This is a genomic window from Novosphingobium huizhouense (assembly GCF_020179475.1).
Classification (GTDB): domain Bacteria; phylum Pseudomonadota; class Alphaproteobacteria; order Sphingomonadales; family Sphingomonadaceae; genus Novosphingobium; species Novosphingobium huizhouense.
Genome location: NZ_JAILXZ010000001.1, coordinates 370095 through 385925 on the forward strand (window position 1 = coordinate 370095; position 15831 = coordinate 385925).

The following is a 15831-nucleotide window of genomic DNA, read 5'->3' on the forward strand; positions in this document are numbered from 1 at the left end:
CACGGGGCAGTTTTTTCGGGCAGCCCGAAAGTGTATAAAAGGCTTGCCGCCGCAAGGGTGGCGGGCCATGGCGGCCCGTCTCTATAGTGACCCTGCCGCGACGATCGCGGCGCGTGATGGAAGCGCCATGTCCGAAGACGAAATCCTCGCCGAATTCCGGGCCAGCCAGGCCCTGCTGGAAGGCCATTTCCTGCTCTCCTCGGGCCGCCACAGCGCGCATTACCTGCAATGCGCGCGGGTTCTGATGGACCCGATGCGCGCCTCGCGGCTCGCCGCGGCGACCGCCGCCAAGATCCCGCGCGAGCTGCGCCAGCAGATCCAGAAGGTGGTCAGCCCGGCAATGGGCGGAGTGATCATCGGCCACGAAATGGGCCGCGCGCTGGGGGTCGAGGCGATGTTCGTCGAGCGCCCGACGGGCACCTTCGAACTGCGCCGCGGATTCGCCCTTAGTGAAGGTGACAGGGTGCTGATGGTCGAGGACGTCGTCACCACCGGCCTGTCGAGCCGCGAGGCAATCCGCGCGATCGAGGAAGCAGGCGGTCAGGTGATCGCCGCGGCCTCGCTGGTCGACCGTTCGGGCGGCAGCATCGACCTCGGCGTGCCGTTCTTCCCGCTCGTCGCGCTGAACTTCCCGACCTATGCGCCCGACGAAGTGCCGGCGGCGCTCGCGGCGACTCCCGCGGTCAAGCCGGGCAGCCGGGCGCAGGCGTGATGAGCGCGCCCTCGCCCGAGCGGTCGAGGCCCCATGCGTTGAGACTGGGCGTCAACATCGACCACGTCGCCACCATCCGCAACGCGCGCGGCGGGGATCATCCCGATCCGGTGCGCGCGGCGCAGATCGTCGCGGCGGTCGGCGGCGACGGCATCACCGCGCACCTGCGCGAGGATCGCCGCCACATCCGCGACGAGGACCTCGCCCGCATCCAGGCCGCGACCGACCTGCCGCTCAACCTCGAGATGGCGGCGACCGAGGAAATGCTGGCGATCGCGCTCAAGCATCGGCCGCACGCCGCCTGCATCGTGCCCGAGCGGCGCGAGGAGCGCACCACCGAAGGCGGGCTCGACGCCGCGGGGCAGCACAACCGGCTCGCGCCGATCGTCGCGCGCCTTGCCGACGCGGGCATCCGCGTGAGCCTGTTCATCGCGCCCGAGGCGCGGCAGATCGAGGCGGCGATGAAGCTGGGTGCGCCGGTGGTCGAACTGCACACCGGCGAATATGCCCATGCGACGGGCGAGGCGCGCGCGGTCGAGCTCAAGCGCATCGCCGACATGGCCGCGCTCGCCGCGCGCAACGGCATCGAGCCGCACGCGGGGCACGGCCTCACCTACGACAACGTCCAGGCGATCGCCGCCATCCCGCAAGTCGCCGAGCTCAACATCGGGCATTTTCTGGTCGGCGAGGCGATCTTCACCGGGCTGGAAGCCGCGGTCCGGCGGATGCGCGAGCTGATGGACGAGGCGCGGTGATCATCGGCCTGGGCTCCGACCTGTGCAACATCGAGCGCATCCAGGGCTCGCTCGACCGGTTCGGCGAGCGCTTCGAGAAGCGCGTGTTCACCTCCGCCGAGCGCGCCAAGGCGGCGCGGCGGCCGTTCACCAAGGCGGGTACGCTGGCCAAGCGCTTCGCCGCCAAGGAAGCGTTCTCCAAGGCGGTCGGCACGGGCTTCAAGGCCGGCGTGTTCATGAAGGACATCGGCGTGGTCAACGCCCCGTCGGGCGCGCCGACGCTCGCCCTGACCGGCGGCGCGGCGGCGCGACTCGCCGCGATCACGCCCGAGGGCCACGAAGCGATTGTCCACCTGACGCTGACCGACGACCACCCCTGGGCGCAGGCCTTCGTGGTGATCGAGGCGCGCGCGCTGAAGGCGCCTGCGTGAGCGAGGAGCAGGCTCCCCCGGCGCCGGCGCCCGCTTCCGGCCCCACAGCCGCGCCCGCCTCCGCGCCCGAGGCGGAAGAGGCGGCGGTCGACTGGTGGATCGAATTGCGCGGCCTTGCGCTGATGCTGCTCGCGGTGATCGCGTTCCATTCGTTCGTCGCCAAGCCGTTCTACATCCCGTCGGGCTCGATGATGCCCAACCTGCAGATCGGCGACCGGCTGGTGGTCTCGAAGTATCCCTACGGCTGGTCGTGGGTCTCGGCCTCGTTCCACGTGCTGCCGCGCTCGAGCACGCGCCTGCTGCCGCGCACGCCCGAGTACGGCGACATCGTCATCGTCGTGCCGCCCAACAGCGACGAGGACTACATCAAGCGGGTGGTCGCGCTGCCCGGCGACCGCATCGCGGTGGTGAACGGCCAGATCGTGCTCAACGGACGCAAGGTGCCGCAGGTGGTCGAACCGCCCCTCGAACTGCCGGTCGACCCGAACCAGCCGTGCGAGCCGGAGGAGTTCCCGGGGCTGCGTTTCCGCGCGGCGGACGGGCGGATGTTCTGCGAGCTGCCGATCCTGCGCGAGACGCTGCCCAACGGCGCGACCTACCGCGTGATCGACCACATGCGCCAGCCGCTCGACGACTATCCCGAGACGCTGGTGCCCGCAGGCCACGTCTTCGTGATGGGCGACAACCGCGACCATTCGGCTGACAGCCGCGCGCCGGTGGAAGAGCGGGGCCTCGGCGGCCCGGTGCCGCTATCGAGCGTGGGCGGGCGCGCCGAGTTCGTCACGCTGTCGCTCGACGGCAGCGAGGGCTGGAACCCGCTCAGCTGGTGGAAGGCCTTGCGCCCGGGCCGCGCGTGGACGAGACTGCGCCCGCAGATCGTGACGCCCCCGGGCAAGTGAGAAGGGCCCTGCAGCGATGAGCGATGACAGCGGCGCGGCGGTCCCCGTCGTGCCGACCCGAACCGGCCCCACCGACATCAGCGACGGGGTGGTCCGCGCCGAGGCGAAGAAGGCGGCGGTGTGGCTCGGCATGGCGGCGCTGATCGTGCTCGCGGTGTTCCTCGCCCAGCCGCTGATGGTGATCTTCGGCGGGGTGGTCTTCGCCGCGATGATCGACGGCGGCCAGCGGCTGCTGGGCCGCGTCCTGCCGGTGCCGCGGGGCCTGCGCATCGCCATCGTGCTGCTCGCCGGCGTAAGCTTCGCGGTCTGGCTGTTCTATTCGGCGGGCAACCAGATCGCGGCGCAGGCGAGCGAGCTGCCGACGATCGTCAGGACCCAGGCGCAACGCGCGCTCGACTGGGCGCACAGCCGCGGCATGCTGATGGAGCAGGCCGACTTCTCGCGCGTGGCCGAACAGGTCATCGGCGGGGTCGGACCGGTGACGCGGGCGCTGGGCGGGATCTTCGGCGGCTTCACCACCGCCTTCCTGATCGCGATCCTGGGGATCTACTTCGTGCTCGAGCCCGACATCTACCAGCGCGGCTTTGCCTGGATGCTGCCGCTCGAGAACCGCGAGCGCTTCCACGGCACCGCGCAGAAGATGGGCCGCTCGTTGCGCATGCTGCTGTTCGGCCGGCTGATCGGGATGACCGTGGAGGGCATCGCGACCTGGATCGCGCTGGCGGTCTACGGCGTGCCGATGGCGGCGCTGCTCGGCATCCTGACCGGTCTGCTCGCCTTCCTGCCCAACATCGGCGCGCCGATCTCGGGCCTGCTGATGGTGATGGTCGGCTTTTCGGGCGGCACCGCGATGGGCGTCTATTGCATCGTCGTCTATTTCGTCGTCCAGACCGTCGACGGAAACGTGATCGTGCCGATGGTGGCCAAGCGCACCGCCGACCTCGCGCCCGCGCTGGTGCTCGGCGCGCAGCTGATCTTCGGGGTGCTGTTCGGCATCCTCGGGCTTGCGCTGGCCGACCCGATCGTGGCGATGCTCAAGATCGCGCTCGAGCGTCAGGCCGAGCGCAACAAGGAAGTGGCGGCGGCGGACGGCTGAACGATGGCGCGCAAGTTTCTCTACGGTGTGGTCCTGCTGGTGGTGATGGCGCTCGTCGCCGCGCTGGTCATGCGCGTCTATTCGAAGGAGCTGACCCGCTTCGCCTTCGTGCCGCGCGGGGCCTTCGAGGCGCTGGGGCCGCTTCCCGCCGATTACTACAAGCGCAGCGAGGCGTGGATCTCGCGCCCCGGGGTGATCGACGACCCGGCACTCTGGATGCCCGACGGGACCGCGCGCATGCCGCCGGGGCCGGCGCCGGTGTTCTTCGCCCATCCGACCAGCTACCTCGCCCGCGATCACTGGAACGCGCCGCTGGACGACAAGGATTCGCGCTTCCGCGCCGATCTGTTCGTGCGCGGCATGGCGAGCGCGTTCAACGGCGCGGGACCGGTCTATGTCCCGCGCTACCGCCAGGCCGCCTTCGGCGCGTTCCTGACCACCAAGCCCGAGGCGCGGCGTGCGCTCGACATCGCACAGGGCGATCTGGCGCAGGCGTTCGACGCCTTCGTCGCGCAGGTTCCGCCCGATGCGCCGATCGTCATCGCCGGCCATAGCCAGGGATCGCTGCACCTGCTGCGAATCCTGCGCGACAAGGTCCGGGGCAAGCCGCTCGCGCAGCGCATCGTCGCGGTCTACCTGGTCGGCTGGCCGGTCTCGGCGGCGCGGGACCTGCCCGAGCTGGGCCTGCCGGCCTGCACCCGGCCCGACCAGACCGGATGCGTCGCGAGCTGGATGAGCTTTGCCGAGCCGGCCGACCCGACGCTGCTGCTCGAGGCATGGCGCGCCCAGCCGGGGCTCGACGGCAAGCCGCGCGACAAGGAGCCGGCGCTGTGCTTCAACCCGCTGACCGGCCGGATCGGCGGGTCCGCCCCCGCCTCGGCCAATCTCGGCACGCTGGTGCCGGCGCGCGACCTCAAGTCCGGGCGCATCGTCGCGCAGGCGGTGCCGGCGCGGTGCGAGGCGCAGACCGGCCTGCTGATGCTCGGCGACCCGCCCGAGATGGGGACCTTCGTGCTGCCGGGCAACAACTACCACATCTACGACATCCCGCTGTTCTGGACCAACCTGCGGGCCGACATCGCCCGGCGCGAGGCCGCCTGGCTCGCCGCGCGGGGCCGCCAATGATCACCACGTCGGCGCGCGACCTGCGCGAGGCGCTGCCCGAAGGCGGCGTACTGCTCGGGCTCGACACCGGGACCAAGACCATCGGCGTGGCGCTGTGCGACGCCGGCTGGCGCTTCGCCACGGCGGGCAAGACGATCGTGCGGCGCAAGTTCACACAGGACAAGGGCGTGCTCAAGGAGCTGATCGCGGAGCGTGGCGTGGTCGGCATCGTCATGGGCCTGCCGCTCAACATGGACGGCAGCGAAAGCCCGCGCAGCCAGGGCGCGCGGGCGATGGCGAAGAACCTGGAAGACATCGGCCTGCCGATCCTGCTGTGGGACGAACGCTGGACCACGCAGGCCGCCGAGCGCGCGATGATCGAGCAGGACTTCAGCCGCGCCAAGCGCGCCGAGCGGATCGATTCGCACGCCGCCGCGCTGATCCTCCAGGGCGCGATCGACGCGATGGCGGGCGCGGCGTTCTGAGAGTTTAGTCGATCGATTAAATTCTTGCCAAGGCCGCCCGTCCAGCGCAGGAAACGGGGATGGCAGAGGATCGGGAACACGCCGCGTTCGTCGCGCGGATGATCAAGGAAGAGAACTTCGACCCGCAGCGGTGGGCGAAGATGATCAACTTCCGCGGGCACAGCGGTTTCCTCGGCATGCAGTACGTGGCGCACGGCGACGACTGGATCGAACTCGCCGTGCCCTGGCGCGAGGACCTGGTGGGCGACCCCGAAACCGGGGTGATGGCCTCTGGCCCGATCATCAGCCTGCTCGACAACGCGACGTCGATGTCGTCGGCGGCGCGGATGAAGAAGTTCCGCCCGCAGGTGACGCTCGACCTGCGCATCGACTACGTCCGCGCCGCTGTCCCCGGCCGCACCATCGTGGCGCGCGCGGAGTGCTACCAGACGACGCGGAGCATGGCCTTCGTGCGCGGGATCGCCCACGATGGCGACCTGACCGACCCCGTCGCGCATGCCGCCGGCATCTTCATGCTGGTCGAGGCGCCGCAATTCATGAAAGCCAAGTGATGGTCGCGCTGCCGCCCTATGCCCTGTCGATGGGCATGTTCACCGATCACGACGAGAATGGCGCGCCGGTCATCGCGATGGACTTTTCCGAGCGCAACACCGGCCGCCCCGGCTATCTCCACGGCGGCGCGATCGGCGGGCTGCTCGAGATGGCGGGCTTCGCCACGCTCCACGCGCACCTCGAGCGCGAGGGGATCGACGCACAGGTGCGCCTGAAGCCGGTCAACATCAGCATCGAATTCCTGCGCGGCGGCCTGCCCGAGCGCATCTTCGCCACCGGAGAAGTCGTGCGCGCAGGGCGCCGCGTGGCGAACGTGCGGGTCGAAGCCTGGCAGGCCGACCGGACCAAGCCGGTGGCGAGCTGCTGGATGAATTTTCTCATTGCGCCGAAGAAGGTGGCGGCGGAATAGGGCTGCCCTGCCCATCGGGACAGAGGCTCCCGGGTACGCCGACAAATCCGAACGACCGGTTACGCCCAGTTGCGGACGTTCTCGCCCATCCTCCCCTGGCAGGGGAGGGGGACCGCCCGAAGGGTGGTGGAGGGGTAACGGCGAACGCGACCGTTCGCGTGTGGCGGCTACCCCTCCGTCGCCTCATGCGAGGCGACACCTCCCCTGTCAGGGGAGGATGATGCGGGACAGAGCGCACGTCCGCTTTCCACCAATCCCGGCCGTTCCGCTCACGACTGAACTTGTCCACGCTGGCTAGTCCGGCAACCGCAGTTCCACGACCAGGCCCACAGCATCGGCCCCCGCCGGCAACCGCGCCGCATCGGCCCTGGCCCGCGCCAGCACGGCCTGCGGCACGCCAACCGGCGCGATCACTGCGTCGGCCTGGCCCAGCAGACGCGCTTCGCGCAAGGTCAGGTCGTCGGGATCGAGGCTGCGCAGGGTGATGACATGGCGCGCGACCGTGCTGCCTCCCGCGCCTTCGAGCCATTGCGCGACCGCATCGGCGCCCACCTCGCGGAACGGGTCGAGCGCGCCGCCTTCTTCCAGCGCGGCGTCGAGCGCGCGGCGGCGGTCGCTGCCGGTGGGGAAACGCACCTTGAGCGCAGCCCGCGCAGCGTAGAGGGCTTCGGCCAGCCGCCCCAGTCCTTGTGGGAGCAGGCGCTCGAGCCGCAGACGGACGGCCTTGGCGAGGCCCGCCGAGGTTCCCGCCGTGCCCACGGCGATGATCACGGGATCGCGGTCGACGATCGAGGGCGTGGTGAAATCGCACAATGCGGGGCGGTCGACGACGTTGACCAGCAGCCCGGCGCAGCGCGCGCGGATCGCATCGGCTTGCGCGGAGGCCTCATCCTCGTGCGCGATGAAGGCGAGCCGCGCGCCCTTGTCGATGCCTTCGGCAAGATCGTCGAGCACCAGCGCCCCGGCGCGCAGGACGAGGCGGCGCTTGGCCTCGGCCGCCTCGCCCTGCCCCAGCACCACGACCGGCTGGCCGGACAGGCGATGGAACAGGGGCAGGCTGCTGAGCATGTCAGGCAAGCCAGTCGGGCACGCGTTCGGCGGCAAGGATGGTCGCCGGCTCGATGCGGTCGGCGACGACCGCCCACTTGTCGCCATCGACCATGACTTCGGGGACGAGCGGTCGCGAGTTGTAGGTGTTGGCCATCGTCGCGCCATAGGCCCCCGCGGTGCGGAACACGGCGAGGTCGCCACGCTTCACGGTGTCGATTTCGCGGGCCATGGCGAAGGTATCGCTCGATTCGCAGATCGGGCCGACGATGTTGGCGGTGAAGGTTTCGCCCGTGGGCTCGACCGCGGCGAAATCGTGCCAGGCGTCGTAGAGCGCGGGCCGGGCGAGATCGTTCATCGCCGCGTCGACCACGACCCAGGGGTTGGTCGCGCCTTCCTTGACGCGGACGACGCGGGTGACGAGCACGCCGGTGTTGCCGGTGATGACGCGGCCCGGCTCGAACATCAGCGTGACGCCCCAGTTGCCGGTCACGCGCGCGACCATCGCGGCATAGTCCTGCGGCTGCGGGAAGACCTCGCCCGCCTTGTAGGGCACGCCGATCCCGCCGCCGAGGTCCATATGGGTGACCTCGAAGCCCGCCGCGCGGATCTCCTGCATCAGCCCGCCGACCTTGGTGAAGGCGGCCTCGAGCGGTTCGAGGCTGGAGAGCTGGCTGCCGATGTGGAGCGCGAGCGCCCGCATCCGCAGGCCTTCGGTGCGGCTCAGCCGCGCATAGATCGCGGCGGCGCGGTCGTAGGGCACGCCGAACTTGTTCTCGGCCTTGCCGGTCGAAATCTTGCCATGGGTGCCGGCGTCGACGTCGGGGTTGACGCGCAGCGCGCAGGCCGCGGTCTTGCCGAGGCGGCGGGCGATCTCGGCAAGCTCGAGCCCCTCTTCCTCGCTTTCGAGGTTGAACTGGCCGCACCCGGCCTCGAGCGCGCGGACCATTTCGGCCTCGGTCTTGCCGACGCCCGAAAAGACGATGCTGTCGGGCGCCATGCCGGCAGCGAGCGCGCGCTCGAATTCGCCGATGGAGACGACATCGGCGCCGTAGCCTTCGGCGGCGAGCACCTTGAGCACCGCGAGGTTGGGGTTCGACTTGACCGCGAAGGCGATCCGCGCCGAGGGCAGGACGGAGAGCGCATCGCGGAACACGCGGGCATGGCGGGTCAGCGTGGCGCGCGAATAGACATAGACCGGCGTGCCGATTTCGGCGGCGATCAGCGGCAGGGGCACGTCTTCGGCGTGGAGCACGCCGACGACCGGGTGGAAGTGGTCCATCTTGGAAACCTTGAAGAAGATCAGTCCTGGGGCGGCAGGTTGAAGGGATCGTCGGCCCTGTCCTGCGAACGGCTGCGCAGCTCGACGCTGCGTTCGGGATTGGCCTGCACCGGCACGCGCAACAGGTCGTCCGGGTCGGGCTTGTCCGCCCGGCCGTAGGGCGCCGGCGGCAGCACCTGGCCGGCGACCGGTTTGAGCTCGCGGCGGTTGCCGCAGGCCGACAGCGCAAGGCCCAGGATGCCCAGCAACAGGATCGAGCGGGTGCGCGGCGCAGCCATGGCGTTCAGTCCTCCAGCCCCAGCGCGGCGCGCGCCTCGGCGACCCTCTTCCTTACCTCGGCGGGCGCGGTTCCGCCATGGCTGGCGCGCGCGGCGACGCTCGCCTCGACCGACAGCGCGGCAAAGACCCGCTCGTCGATGCGCGGATCGATCGCCCGCAGGTCGGCGAGCGGCAGTTGGTCGAGCGCGACGCCCCGACTTTCGGCAAGCTTCACGGCGGAGCCGGTGATGTGGTGCGCCTCGCGGAAGGGGATATTTGCCTGCCGCACCAGCCAGTCGGCAAGGTCGGTCGCGGTGGCATAGCCGAGTTCCGCGGCGGCGCGCATGCGGTCGGTGCGGAACTTCGCCTCGGCGACCATCCCGGTCATCGCCGCGATCGACAGCGCGAGCAGGCCGGCCGCCTCGAACACCGGCGGCTTGTCGTCCTGCATGTCCTTCGAATAGGCCAGCGGCAGGCCCTTCATCGTGATCATCAGGCTGGTGAGGCAGCCGACGATCCGGCCCGCGTGGCCGCGCACCAGTTCGGCGGCATCGGGGTTCTTCTTCTGCGGCATGATCGAGCTGCCGGTCGAGAGGCTGTCGGGCAGCGTGACGAAGCCGAAGGGCTGGCTCGCCCAGATGATGAACTCTTCCGCCAGGCGCGAAAGGTGGAGCGAGCATTGCGCCGCGGCCATCAGGTAATCGAGCGCGAAATCGCGGTCCGAGACCGAATCGAGGCTGTTGTCGGTCGGCCCGTCGAAGCCCAGCGCCTCGGCCGTGCGGAAGCGGTCGATGGGAAAGCCGGTGCCGGCGAGCGCCGCGGCGCCCAAGGGGCTGCGGTTCATCCGCTTGCGCGCATCGGCAAGGCGCGAGCGGTCGCGAGCGGCCATCTCGTAATAGGCCATCAGGTGATGGCCGAGCGTGACCGGCTGCGCGGTCTGGAGATGGGTGAAGCCGGGCATGATGCTGTCGGCATGGTCCCCGGCGCGCTCGACCAGCGCGGCCTGGAGCTGGCGCAGCCCCGCATCGGCCTGGTCGATGGCGTCGCGCACCCACAGGCGGAAGTCGGTCGCGACCTGGTCGTTGCGGCTGCGCGCGGTGTGCAGGCGTCCGGCGACCGGGCCGATCAGCTCGGCGAGCCGGCTTTCGGTGGTCATGTGGATGTCCTCGAGATCCCAGTTCTCGGGGACGCCGTCGGCTTCGTATTCGGCCGCGACCCGGTCGAGCCCGCCGGCGATCAGCTCGGCATCCTCGGACGTGACAATGCCTTGCGCGGCGAGCATGCCCACGTGGGCCTTTGACGCGGCAATGTCCTGCCGCCACAGCGCCTTGTCGAAGGGTATCGAGGCGTTTATCTCGCGCATGATGGCCGAAGGGCCGGCGGCGAAGCGCCCGCCCCACATCTGGTTGGAGCCCGAATTGCCGCTCATCTCGCTACGTTCGCCCGCCTTGCTGATGCTGCCCCTCGCGCTGGGGATCGCCGGGTGCGATAGGCAAAGCCCTCCCCCTTCGCAACCGTCGAGCGGCGCTGCGACCGAGGAAAGCGCGCAAGCCCCCGGCCAGGGTGGCGAGCAGGGCTTCAACGGCACGCTCGACATTGCCAACCGCGGCGCGGCCATGCCCGACTTCGCGTTCCAGGACACCGCCGGCAGGACGCTGCGCAGCGCCGAGCTGAAGGGCAAGCCGGTGCTCGTCAACCTGTGGGCGACCTGGTGCGGCCCGTGCGTGCTCGAGATGCCGATGCTCGACGCGCTTGCCGGCAAGTACCCGGGCAAGCTGCGGGTGGTGACGATCTCGCAGGACATGAGCCAGCCGGAGAAGGTCAAGGCGCTCTTCGCCGAAAAGAAGTTCGCCCACCTCGAGACCTGGCTCGACCCCGAGAACCAGCTGGGCTTCCATTACAACACCGGCATGCTGCCGACGAGCGTGCTCTACGACGCCCAGGGACGCGAGGTGTGGCGGATGATCGGTTCGCACGACTGGTCGAGCGCGCGCACCACCGCCCTGCTCGGCGACGTGCTCGGCGGGTAGAGGCGGGCAGAGCTCCGGGCAGAGCTGCTGCCCCGGGCGGCGTTCGCCACGGGACTGCAACATCAGCGCCATAAGCGCGGCGGACAACCCTCCTCCGACCAGCCGGTGCCCGATGCAGACCCTGACCACGCCCCCGCCCACCAGCGACGACATTTCCTGGCTGATCGGCCTGTTCCAGCAAGGTCCGCTCGAGCAGTTCCTCGAGGCGGCGGCCAGCTTTTCCGAGCGCTGGCCGCACGACGGCGCGGCGCAGGACGTGCTCGGCGCGCTCTACGGCGCGGCGGGCCGGTTCGACCTTGCCGTACCGGCGCTCGCGACGGTGGCGATGGCCCGGCCGCGCGATGCGCAGGCGCATCTCGTGCTGGGCGCGGCGCTGCAGCAGCTCGACCGGCACGAGGAAGCGCTGGTGGCGCTGGCCAACGCGGGCAAGGCGGCGGGCGACGACGCGGCGACGCGGCACGAAGCCGAGGCCCTGCGCGGCGTCTCGCTCCACGCGACCGGGCGCTTCGACGAGGCGGTTTCGGCGCTGCGCGCCGTGGTCGAGGCCGATCCCGGCAATGTCGCTGCGCGCAACAACCTCGCCATCAGCCTGCAGGCGCTGGGCCGTGCCGACGAATCGATCGAGGTGCTGCGCGCGGCGCTGGCGCTGGAGCCCGACCACGTCGAGGCGCTGACCAACCTTGCCACCGGCCACGAGCTGCGCGGCGACGTCGAACAGGCGCTCGCCGCGCTCAACCAGGCGATCACTCGCGCGCCGAGCGATGCCGACCTCTACGAGCGGCTCGGCGGCATCCTGCTCGACAACGGCGATCTTGAGCGCGCCGAGGATGCGCTCGAACAGGCGCTTGCGCTCGATTCGACCCGGATCGAGGCGCTCAACCGGCTGGGCATGGTCCAGCACCACAAGGGCGACGTCGGGCGCGCGCTCGCCTGTTTCGAACTGGCGACGGTCCAGGCCGGCGCGCAGTCCGAACATCTCGGCACGCTCCACGCCAACCGCGGCTATGCGCTGATGGACCTGGGCGAGAACGAAGCGGCGATCGCGGCGCTGGAACACGCCATCGCGCTGCGCGACGATCCCGACTTCGACCGCGCGCAGAAGATCCGCACGCAGATGCAGATCGCCGACTGGCGCGCGCTCGACGACTATGCCGCCCATGCCGACACTCTCGGCATGGGCAACGCGCCGGTCTCGCCCGGTTCGCTGCTGGCGATCGACGACGACCCGGCGCGCCAGGCCGCGCGCGCCGCGCTCTATGCGCGCAAGTGGTCGGTGCGCGTCGCCGATCCGGTCAACCCGCCGGCAGCCGCGGACGGACGCATTCGCATCGGCTATTTCTCCGGCGACTTCCACGACCATGCGACGATGCACCTGATGGCGGGCACGTTCCGCACGCACGACCGCAGCCGCTTCGAGATCACCGCCTATTCCTATGGCTCGAACCCCGGCGGCGCGGTGCGCGAGACGCTGGCGGGCCAGGTCGACCGGCTGGTCGAGGTCGGCGGCATGGGCGATGCCGAGGTCGCCGCGCTGGCGCGCGCGCACGGGCTCGACATCGCGGTCGACCTCAAGGGCTATACCTACCAGGGCCGCACCGCGATCTTCGCGCATCGGCCCGCGCCGGTGCAGCTGAGCTGGCTCGGCTTTCCCGGCACCAGCGGCGCGCCGTTTCTCGACTACCTCGTCGCCGACGCCACGGTGGTGCCGAAGCCCGAGCGGGCGCACTACAGCGAGCGGCTGATCGTGCTGCCGGGCAGCTACCAGCCCAACGACGATGCCCGCGCGATTGCGCCGCACGCCCCGGCCCGCGCCGAGCTGGGCCTGCCCGAGCAGGGCTTCGTGTTCTGCTGCTTCAACAGCCTCTACAAGATCGGCCCGCGCGAGTTCGACATCTGGATGCGGCTGCTCAGCGCGGTCGAGGGCAGCGTGCTGTGGCTGCTGCGCCCAGAACCGGCTGCCGAAGCCAACCTCGCGCGCGAAGCGGAGCGGCGCGGGATCGATCCGGCGCGGCTGGTCTATGCCGACTGGGCGGCGCCGGCCGACAACCTTGCGCGCCTCGCCCGCGCCGACCTGTTCCTCGATACGTTCGCCTACAACGCCCACACCACCGCCAGCGATGCGCTGTGGGCGGGGGTGCCGCTGGTGACGCGCCCGGGCCGCGCCTTCGCCGCACGCGTCGCGGCGAGCCTGCTCCACGCGGTCGGGCTGCCCGAGCTGATCGCGCCGGACGACGTCGCCTACGAGGCGCTGGCGCTCGATCTCGCGCGCGATCCGGCGCGGCTGGCGCAGGCGCGAGCAAGGCTTGCCGCCAACCGCACGACCACGCCGCTGTTCGACACCGCGGGCCATACCGCGGCGCTCGAACGGGCCTATGTCGCGGTCCACGAGCGGCGCCTGGCCGGCCTGCCGCCCGAGGATGTCTCGCTCGCCTGATCCTCAGGCAATCTCGGCGTTGTCGACGACGATGTTGGCCCCCGAGACGTGCTTGCCGTCGTCGCTGGCGAGGTAGAGCACCATGTTGGCGATATCGACCGGCTGGCCCATACCCTGGAGGTGGGTGTGGCCGCCGGTGCCCTCGCCGTCCTCGGGCAGTTCGGCCAGCGCCTGCGCGGTCATCGGGGTGACGATGCTGCCCGGCGCTATCGAATTGCAGCGGATGCGGTAGCCCTGCTCCTTGCAGTGGATCGCGATCGAGCGGGTCATGCCGATGATCCCGGCCTTGGCCCCGGCATAGGCGGGGATCGCGCTCATCCCCTTCATCCCGCCGATCGAGGCGAGGTTGATGATCGAGCCCGATCCGTCGCGGCTCATGTGCGGGATCGCCGCCTGGCAGCCGAGGAAGGTGCCGTCGAGCATCACGTCGATCTGCAGCTTGTAGTCGGCGTAAGGGAGCACCTCGATATTGCCGAAGCGGACGATGCCGGCGTTGTTGACCAGCGTGTCGAGCCGGCCATAGGCCCTGAGCGTCTCGGCGACGACTTCGTGCCAGCGCGCCTCGTCGCGCACGTCCTGTTCGAGGAACAGCCCACCGACTTCCGCCGCGACCGCGCGGCCCTGGTCGGCCTGCATGTCGGTAAGCACCACCTTGGCGCCTTCGCGCGCCAGCACGCGCGCATCCTCGGCGCCCAGCCCCGAGGCGGCGCCGGTGATCAGCGCGACCCTGCCATCCATCTTGCCCATAGTCCTGTCGTTCCTCGTTGCGTTGCGTTGCGTTGTGTTGCGTTGCGTCGGTTGCGATTGAAGGCGCCGCGTCACGCCGGCCAGGTCAGCGTCACCCGGCGCAGCGCGCCGACGATGCCCGGCACCGGCGAAAGATCGGCGTCGGCGCCGAGCGCGAAGTCGGGAATCCGGCGCAGCCATTCCTCGAGCGTGATCGCGACTTCCTTGCGCGCCAGTTCCTGTCCTGGACACATGTGCGGGCCGCTGCCGAAGGCCGAATGCGGCGCGCGGCGGCGGGCGAAGTCGATCGCCAGCGGATCGGGATTGAGCGTTTCGTCGAGACCGTGGACCTGCGTCGGGATGCAGATCATCTCGCCCGCCTTGAGCGGGACGCCGTGGAAATCGGCAATGTCGTGGCGCACTTCGCGGGCGATCGTGACGAGGCCGAAGCGGCGGAAGAACTCGTTCACGGCGGGCATCAGGTTGCCGCCCATGGCGCGCAGTTGCGCCCGCAGCGCGCCATCGCGCGCCAGCTCGACGATGACGAAGCCGAGGAAGTTGACCACCGTGTCCACCCCGGCGATCAGCACCTGGGTCGAAAGCTTGAGCGCCTCGTCGCGGGTCATGCGGCGATCGAGCCCGGGCATCTGCGCTGCCATCATCGCGCTCAGCATGTCCTCGCCGGGCTGGGCGCGGCGTTCGTCGACCAGCGGGGCGAGGCGATCGAAGAAGGCCTGCCGTGCATCGTCGAAGCTCATGTCCATGCCCGGCCGGGTCATGCACGAGGCCCAGTGGCGGATCGTCGGCGCCTCGCTTTCGGGCAGGCCGACCATGGCGAGGAACACGCGGATCGGGAAGATTTCGGCATAGCGCGCGGTGAAGTCGCAGCCGCCGTCGGCGACGAATCCCTCGATCAGCTCGATCGCGGTCCGGCGGATGCCCTCGTCCAGCCCGCGCACGGTGGCGGGATTGAGGTGGGCGTTGAGCAGCACGCGGTAGGGGCGGTGCTCGGGCGGGTCGATCGTCGTCGGGATCAGGCCGTGGCCCTCGCCGACCGAGCGTGGCAGCACGATCACCCGCGAGGAAAAGCGTTCGGCGTCGGACTGCACGTCGCGCAGCGCTTCGCCCGAGAGCGCGATCCAGTGCCCTTCGTTGCGCGGCGTCCAGACGACGGCCGGGCTGCTTGCCTGAAGGTCGCGCCAGGCGCGGTGAAAGCCGAGCTCGGCGATGCGCGGCGGCGCATAGACGTCGACGTCGACGAGGTGCCCGGCAGGCACGTGCGACGGCGGGGACGGATCATGCGGCGCAAGGGTTGCCATGTCACTCTCCCGGGGTGCGGCCCATCTGTCGCGTGCGGCAGCGTGCCGGGCCGAGGCACCTGCGCCGGGGGCAGGAGGTCATGAAACGCACAGGCCCACAACGGTCAAATTGGAGAGGGGCGACGATGCCGGACCGGAGTGCGCGGCGGCGCCAAAAAGCGCCCCGGCCGGACGAACCGGCCGGGGCCAGGGAGGATTGCGTCGCCCGTTGCGGGCAAAGGTCGCGCCAGGGCTTCGGGCAATGCATCGTCATGCCGGTTTCCCCTCCGAGGGGGCCGGGCCGTGACCGCCGTTCACCCCATCTGCGGACAAT

General features: G+C 70.4%; 17 protein-coding genes. 11 read left to right on the forward strand and 6 right to left on the reverse strand.

All coding sequences use genetic code 11. The features are described 5' to 3' along the window. Nucleotides 1-127: 127 nt before the first annotated feature. From pyrE to K3A85_RS01900, 9 genes are read left to right on the forward strand one after another with little or no spacing between them, the layout of a single operon-like run. Nucleotides 128-712 (forward strand): orotate phosphoribosyltransferase, encoded by a 585-nt coding sequence (pyrE, locus tag K3A85_RS01860; RefSeq protein ID WP_225204796.1) that lies wholly within the window; start codon nucleotides 128-130, stop codon nucleotides 710-712. Further along, the gene (locus tag K3A85_RS01865; protein WP_225204797.1) at nucleotides 712-1467 is read left to right on the forward strand and encodes a pyridoxine 5'-phosphate synthase; all 756 of its coding nucleotides are present in this window, start codon (nucleotides 712-714) and stop codon (nucleotides 1465-1467) included. Before pyrE ends, K3A85_RS01865 begins: the two co-directional genes overlap by 1 nt. Then, nucleotides 1464-1877, forward strand: a complete 414-nt coding sequence (acpS, locus tag K3A85_RS01870; RefSeq protein WP_225204798.1) for a holo-ACP synthase — start codon at nucleotides 1464-1466, stop codon at nucleotides 1875-1877. Before K3A85_RS01865 ends, acpS begins: the two co-directional genes overlap by 4 nt. Further along, nucleotides 1874-2776 carry a signal peptidase I gene (gene lepB / locus K3A85_RS01875; RefSeq protein ID WP_225204799.1) on the forward strand — a complete coding sequence of 301 codons (903 nt, stop codon included), beginning with the start codon at nucleotides 1874-1876 and terminating at the stop codon, nucleotides 2774-2776. Before acpS ends, lepB begins: the two co-directional genes overlap by 4 nt. Before the next feature lie 16 nt (nucleotides 2777-2792). Then, nucleotides 2793-3872: an AI-2E family transporter gene (locus K3A85_RS01880; RefSeq protein ID WP_225204800.1), complete on the forward strand. Its 1080-nt coding sequence runs from the start codon at nucleotides 2793-2795 to the stop codon at nucleotides 3870-3872. Between the two features lie 3 nt (nucleotides 3873-3875). Beyond that, nucleotides 3876-4997 carry a DUF3089 domain-containing protein gene (locus K3A85_RS01885; RefSeq protein WP_225204801.1) on the forward strand — a complete coding sequence of 374 codons (1122 nt, stop codon included), beginning with the start codon at nucleotides 3876-3878 and terminating at the stop codon, nucleotides 4995-4997. Next, nucleotides 4994-5461 carry a Holliday junction resolvase RuvX gene (gene ruvX, locus K3A85_RS01890; protein WP_225204802.1) on the forward strand — a complete coding sequence of 156 codons (468 nt, stop codon included), beginning with the start codon at nucleotides 4994-4996 and terminating at the stop codon, nucleotides 5459-5461. The genes K3A85_RS01885 and ruvX overlap by 4 nt, the downstream gene beginning before the upstream one ends. Before the next feature lie 59 nt (nucleotides 5462-5520). Continuing rightward, nucleotides 5521-6012, forward strand: a complete 492-nt coding sequence (locus K3A85_RS01895; RefSeq protein ID WP_225204803.1) for a PaaI family thioesterase — start codon at nucleotides 5521-5523, stop codon at nucleotides 6010-6012. Then, nucleotides 6012-6422, forward strand: a complete 411-nt coding sequence (locus K3A85_RS01900; protein ID WP_225204804.1) for a PaaI family thioesterase — start codon at nucleotides 6012-6014, stop codon at nucleotides 6420-6422. Before K3A85_RS01895 ends, K3A85_RS01900 begins: the two co-directional genes overlap by 1 nt. Nucleotides 6423-6716: 294 nt before the next feature. Here the strand turns inward: K3A85_RS01900 and K3A85_RS01905 are convergent, their stop codons facing one another. From K3A85_RS01905 to argH, 4 genes are read right to left on the reverse strand one after another with little or no spacing between them, the layout of a single operon-like run. Further along, a complete protein-coding gene (locus K3A85_RS01905) occupies nucleotides 6717-7490 on the reverse strand; it encodes a precorrin-2 dehydrogenase/sirohydrochlorin ferrochelatase family protein (RefSeq protein ID WP_225204805.1) in 774 nt (257 codons plus the stop codon). A 1-nt stretch (nucleotide 7491) separates the two neighbouring features. Further along, nucleotides 7492-8751 carry a diaminopimelate decarboxylase gene (lysA, locus tag K3A85_RS01910; protein WP_225204806.1) on the reverse strand — a complete coding sequence of 420 codons (1260 nt, stop codon included), beginning with the start codon at nucleotides 8749-8751 and terminating at the stop codon, nucleotides 7492-7494. 20 nt (nucleotides 8752-8771) lie between these two features. Further along, nucleotides 8772-9029 (reverse strand): hypothetical protein, encoded by a 258-nt coding sequence (locus K3A85_RS01915; protein ID WP_225204807.1) that lies wholly within the window; start codon nucleotides 9027-9029, stop codon nucleotides 8772-8774. Nucleotides 9030-9034: 5 nt separating this feature from the next. Beyond that, the gene (gene argH / locus K3A85_RS01920) at nucleotides 9035-10411 is read right to left on the reverse strand and encodes an argininosuccinate lyase (protein WP_225205984.1); all 1377 of its coding nucleotides are present in this window, start codon (nucleotides 10409-10411) and stop codon (nucleotides 9035-9037) included. A gap of 52 nt (nucleotides 10412-10463) precedes the next feature. Between argH and K3A85_RS01925 the strand changes: the two genes are divergently transcribed. After that, nucleotides 10464-11039 carry a TlpA family protein disulfide reductase gene (locus tag K3A85_RS01925; RefSeq protein ID WP_225204808.1) on the forward strand — a complete coding sequence of 192 codons (576 nt, stop codon included), beginning with the start codon at nucleotides 10464-10466 and terminating at the stop codon, nucleotides 11037-11039. Between the two features lie 112 nt (nucleotides 11040-11151). Further along, nucleotides 11152-13473 (forward strand): tetratricopeptide repeat protein, encoded by a 2322-nt coding sequence (locus tag K3A85_RS01930; RefSeq protein ID WP_225204809.1) that lies wholly within the window; start codon nucleotides 11152-11154, stop codon nucleotides 13471-13473. Nucleotides 13474-13476: 3 nt separating this feature from the next. Here K3A85_RS01930 and K3A85_RS01935 read toward each other — a convergent pair whose 3' ends face one another. Together K3A85_RS01935 and K3A85_RS01940 are read right to left on the reverse strand one after the other, a co-directional pair. Further along, nucleotides 13477-14220 carry an SDR family oxidoreductase gene (locus tag K3A85_RS01935; protein WP_225204810.1) on the reverse strand — a complete coding sequence of 248 codons (744 nt, stop codon included), beginning with the start codon at nucleotides 14218-14220 and terminating at the stop codon, nucleotides 13477-13479. A 71-nt stretch (nucleotides 14221-14291) separates the two neighbouring features. Beyond that, the gene (locus K3A85_RS01940; protein WP_225204811.1) at nucleotides 14292-15518 is read right to left on the reverse strand and encodes a cytochrome P450; all 1227 of its coding nucleotides are present in this window, start codon (nucleotides 15516-15518) and stop codon (nucleotides 14292-14294) included. Between the last annotated feature and the right edge of the window lie 313 nt (nucleotides 15519-15831).

Coding starts and splice junctions, on each gene's coding strand:
- K3A85_RS01925 (WP_225204808.1), top strand. CDS start 10,464: ATGCTGCCCCTCGCGCTGGGGATCGCCGGGTGCGATAGGCAAAGCCCT.
- K3A85_RS01900 (WP_225204804.1), top strand. CDS start 6,012: ATGGTCGCGCTGCCGCCCTATGCCCTGTCGATGGGCATGTTCACCGAT.
- K3A85_RS01895 (WP_225204803.1), top strand. CDS start 5,521: ATGGCAGAGGATCGGGAACACGCCGCGTTCGTCGCGCGGATGATCAAG.
- K3A85_RS01930 (WP_225204809.1), top strand. CDS start 11,152: ATGCAGACCCTGACCACGCCCCCGCCCACCAGCGACGACATTTCCTGG.
- K3A85_RS01885 (WP_225204801.1), top strand. CDS start 3,876: ATGGCGCGCAAGTTTCTCTACGGTGTGGTCCTGCTGGTGGTGATGGCG.
- argH (WP_225205984.1), bottom strand. CDS start 10,411: ATGTGGGGCGGGCGCTTCGCCGCCGGCCCTTCGGCCATCATGCGCGAG.
- ruvX (WP_225204802.1), top strand. CDS start 4,994: ATGATCACCACGTCGGCGCGCGACCTGCGCGAGGCGCTGCCCGAAGGC.
- lysA (WP_225204806.1), bottom strand. CDS start 8,751: ATGGACCACTTCCACCCGGTCGTCGGCGTGCTCCACGCCGAAGACGTG.
- K3A85_RS01915 (WP_225204807.1), bottom strand. CDS start 9,029: ATGGCTGCGCCGCGCACCCGCTCGATCCTGTTGCTGGGCATCCTGGGC.
- K3A85_RS01940 (WP_225204811.1), bottom strand. CDS start 15,518: ATGGCAACCCTTGCGCCGCATGATCCGTCCCCGCCGTCGCACGTGCCT.
- K3A85_RS01880 (WP_225204800.1), top strand. CDS start 2,793: ATGAGCGATGACAGCGGCGCGGCGGTCCCCGTCGTGCCGACCCGAACC.
- K3A85_RS01865 (WP_225204797.1), top strand. CDS start 712: ATGAGCGCGCCCTCGCCCGAGCGGTCGAGGCCCCATGCGTTGAGACTG.
- K3A85_RS01935 (WP_225204810.1), bottom strand. CDS start 14,220: ATGGGCAAGATGGATGGCAGGGTCGCGCTGATCACCGGCGCCGCCTCG.
- pyrE (WP_225204796.1), top strand. CDS start 128: ATGTCCGAAGACGAAATCCTCGCCGAATTCCGGGCCAGCCAGGCCCTG.
- K3A85_RS01905 (WP_225204805.1), bottom strand. CDS start 7,490: ATGCTCAGCAGCCTGCCCCTGTTCCATCGCCTGTCCGGCCAGCCGGTC.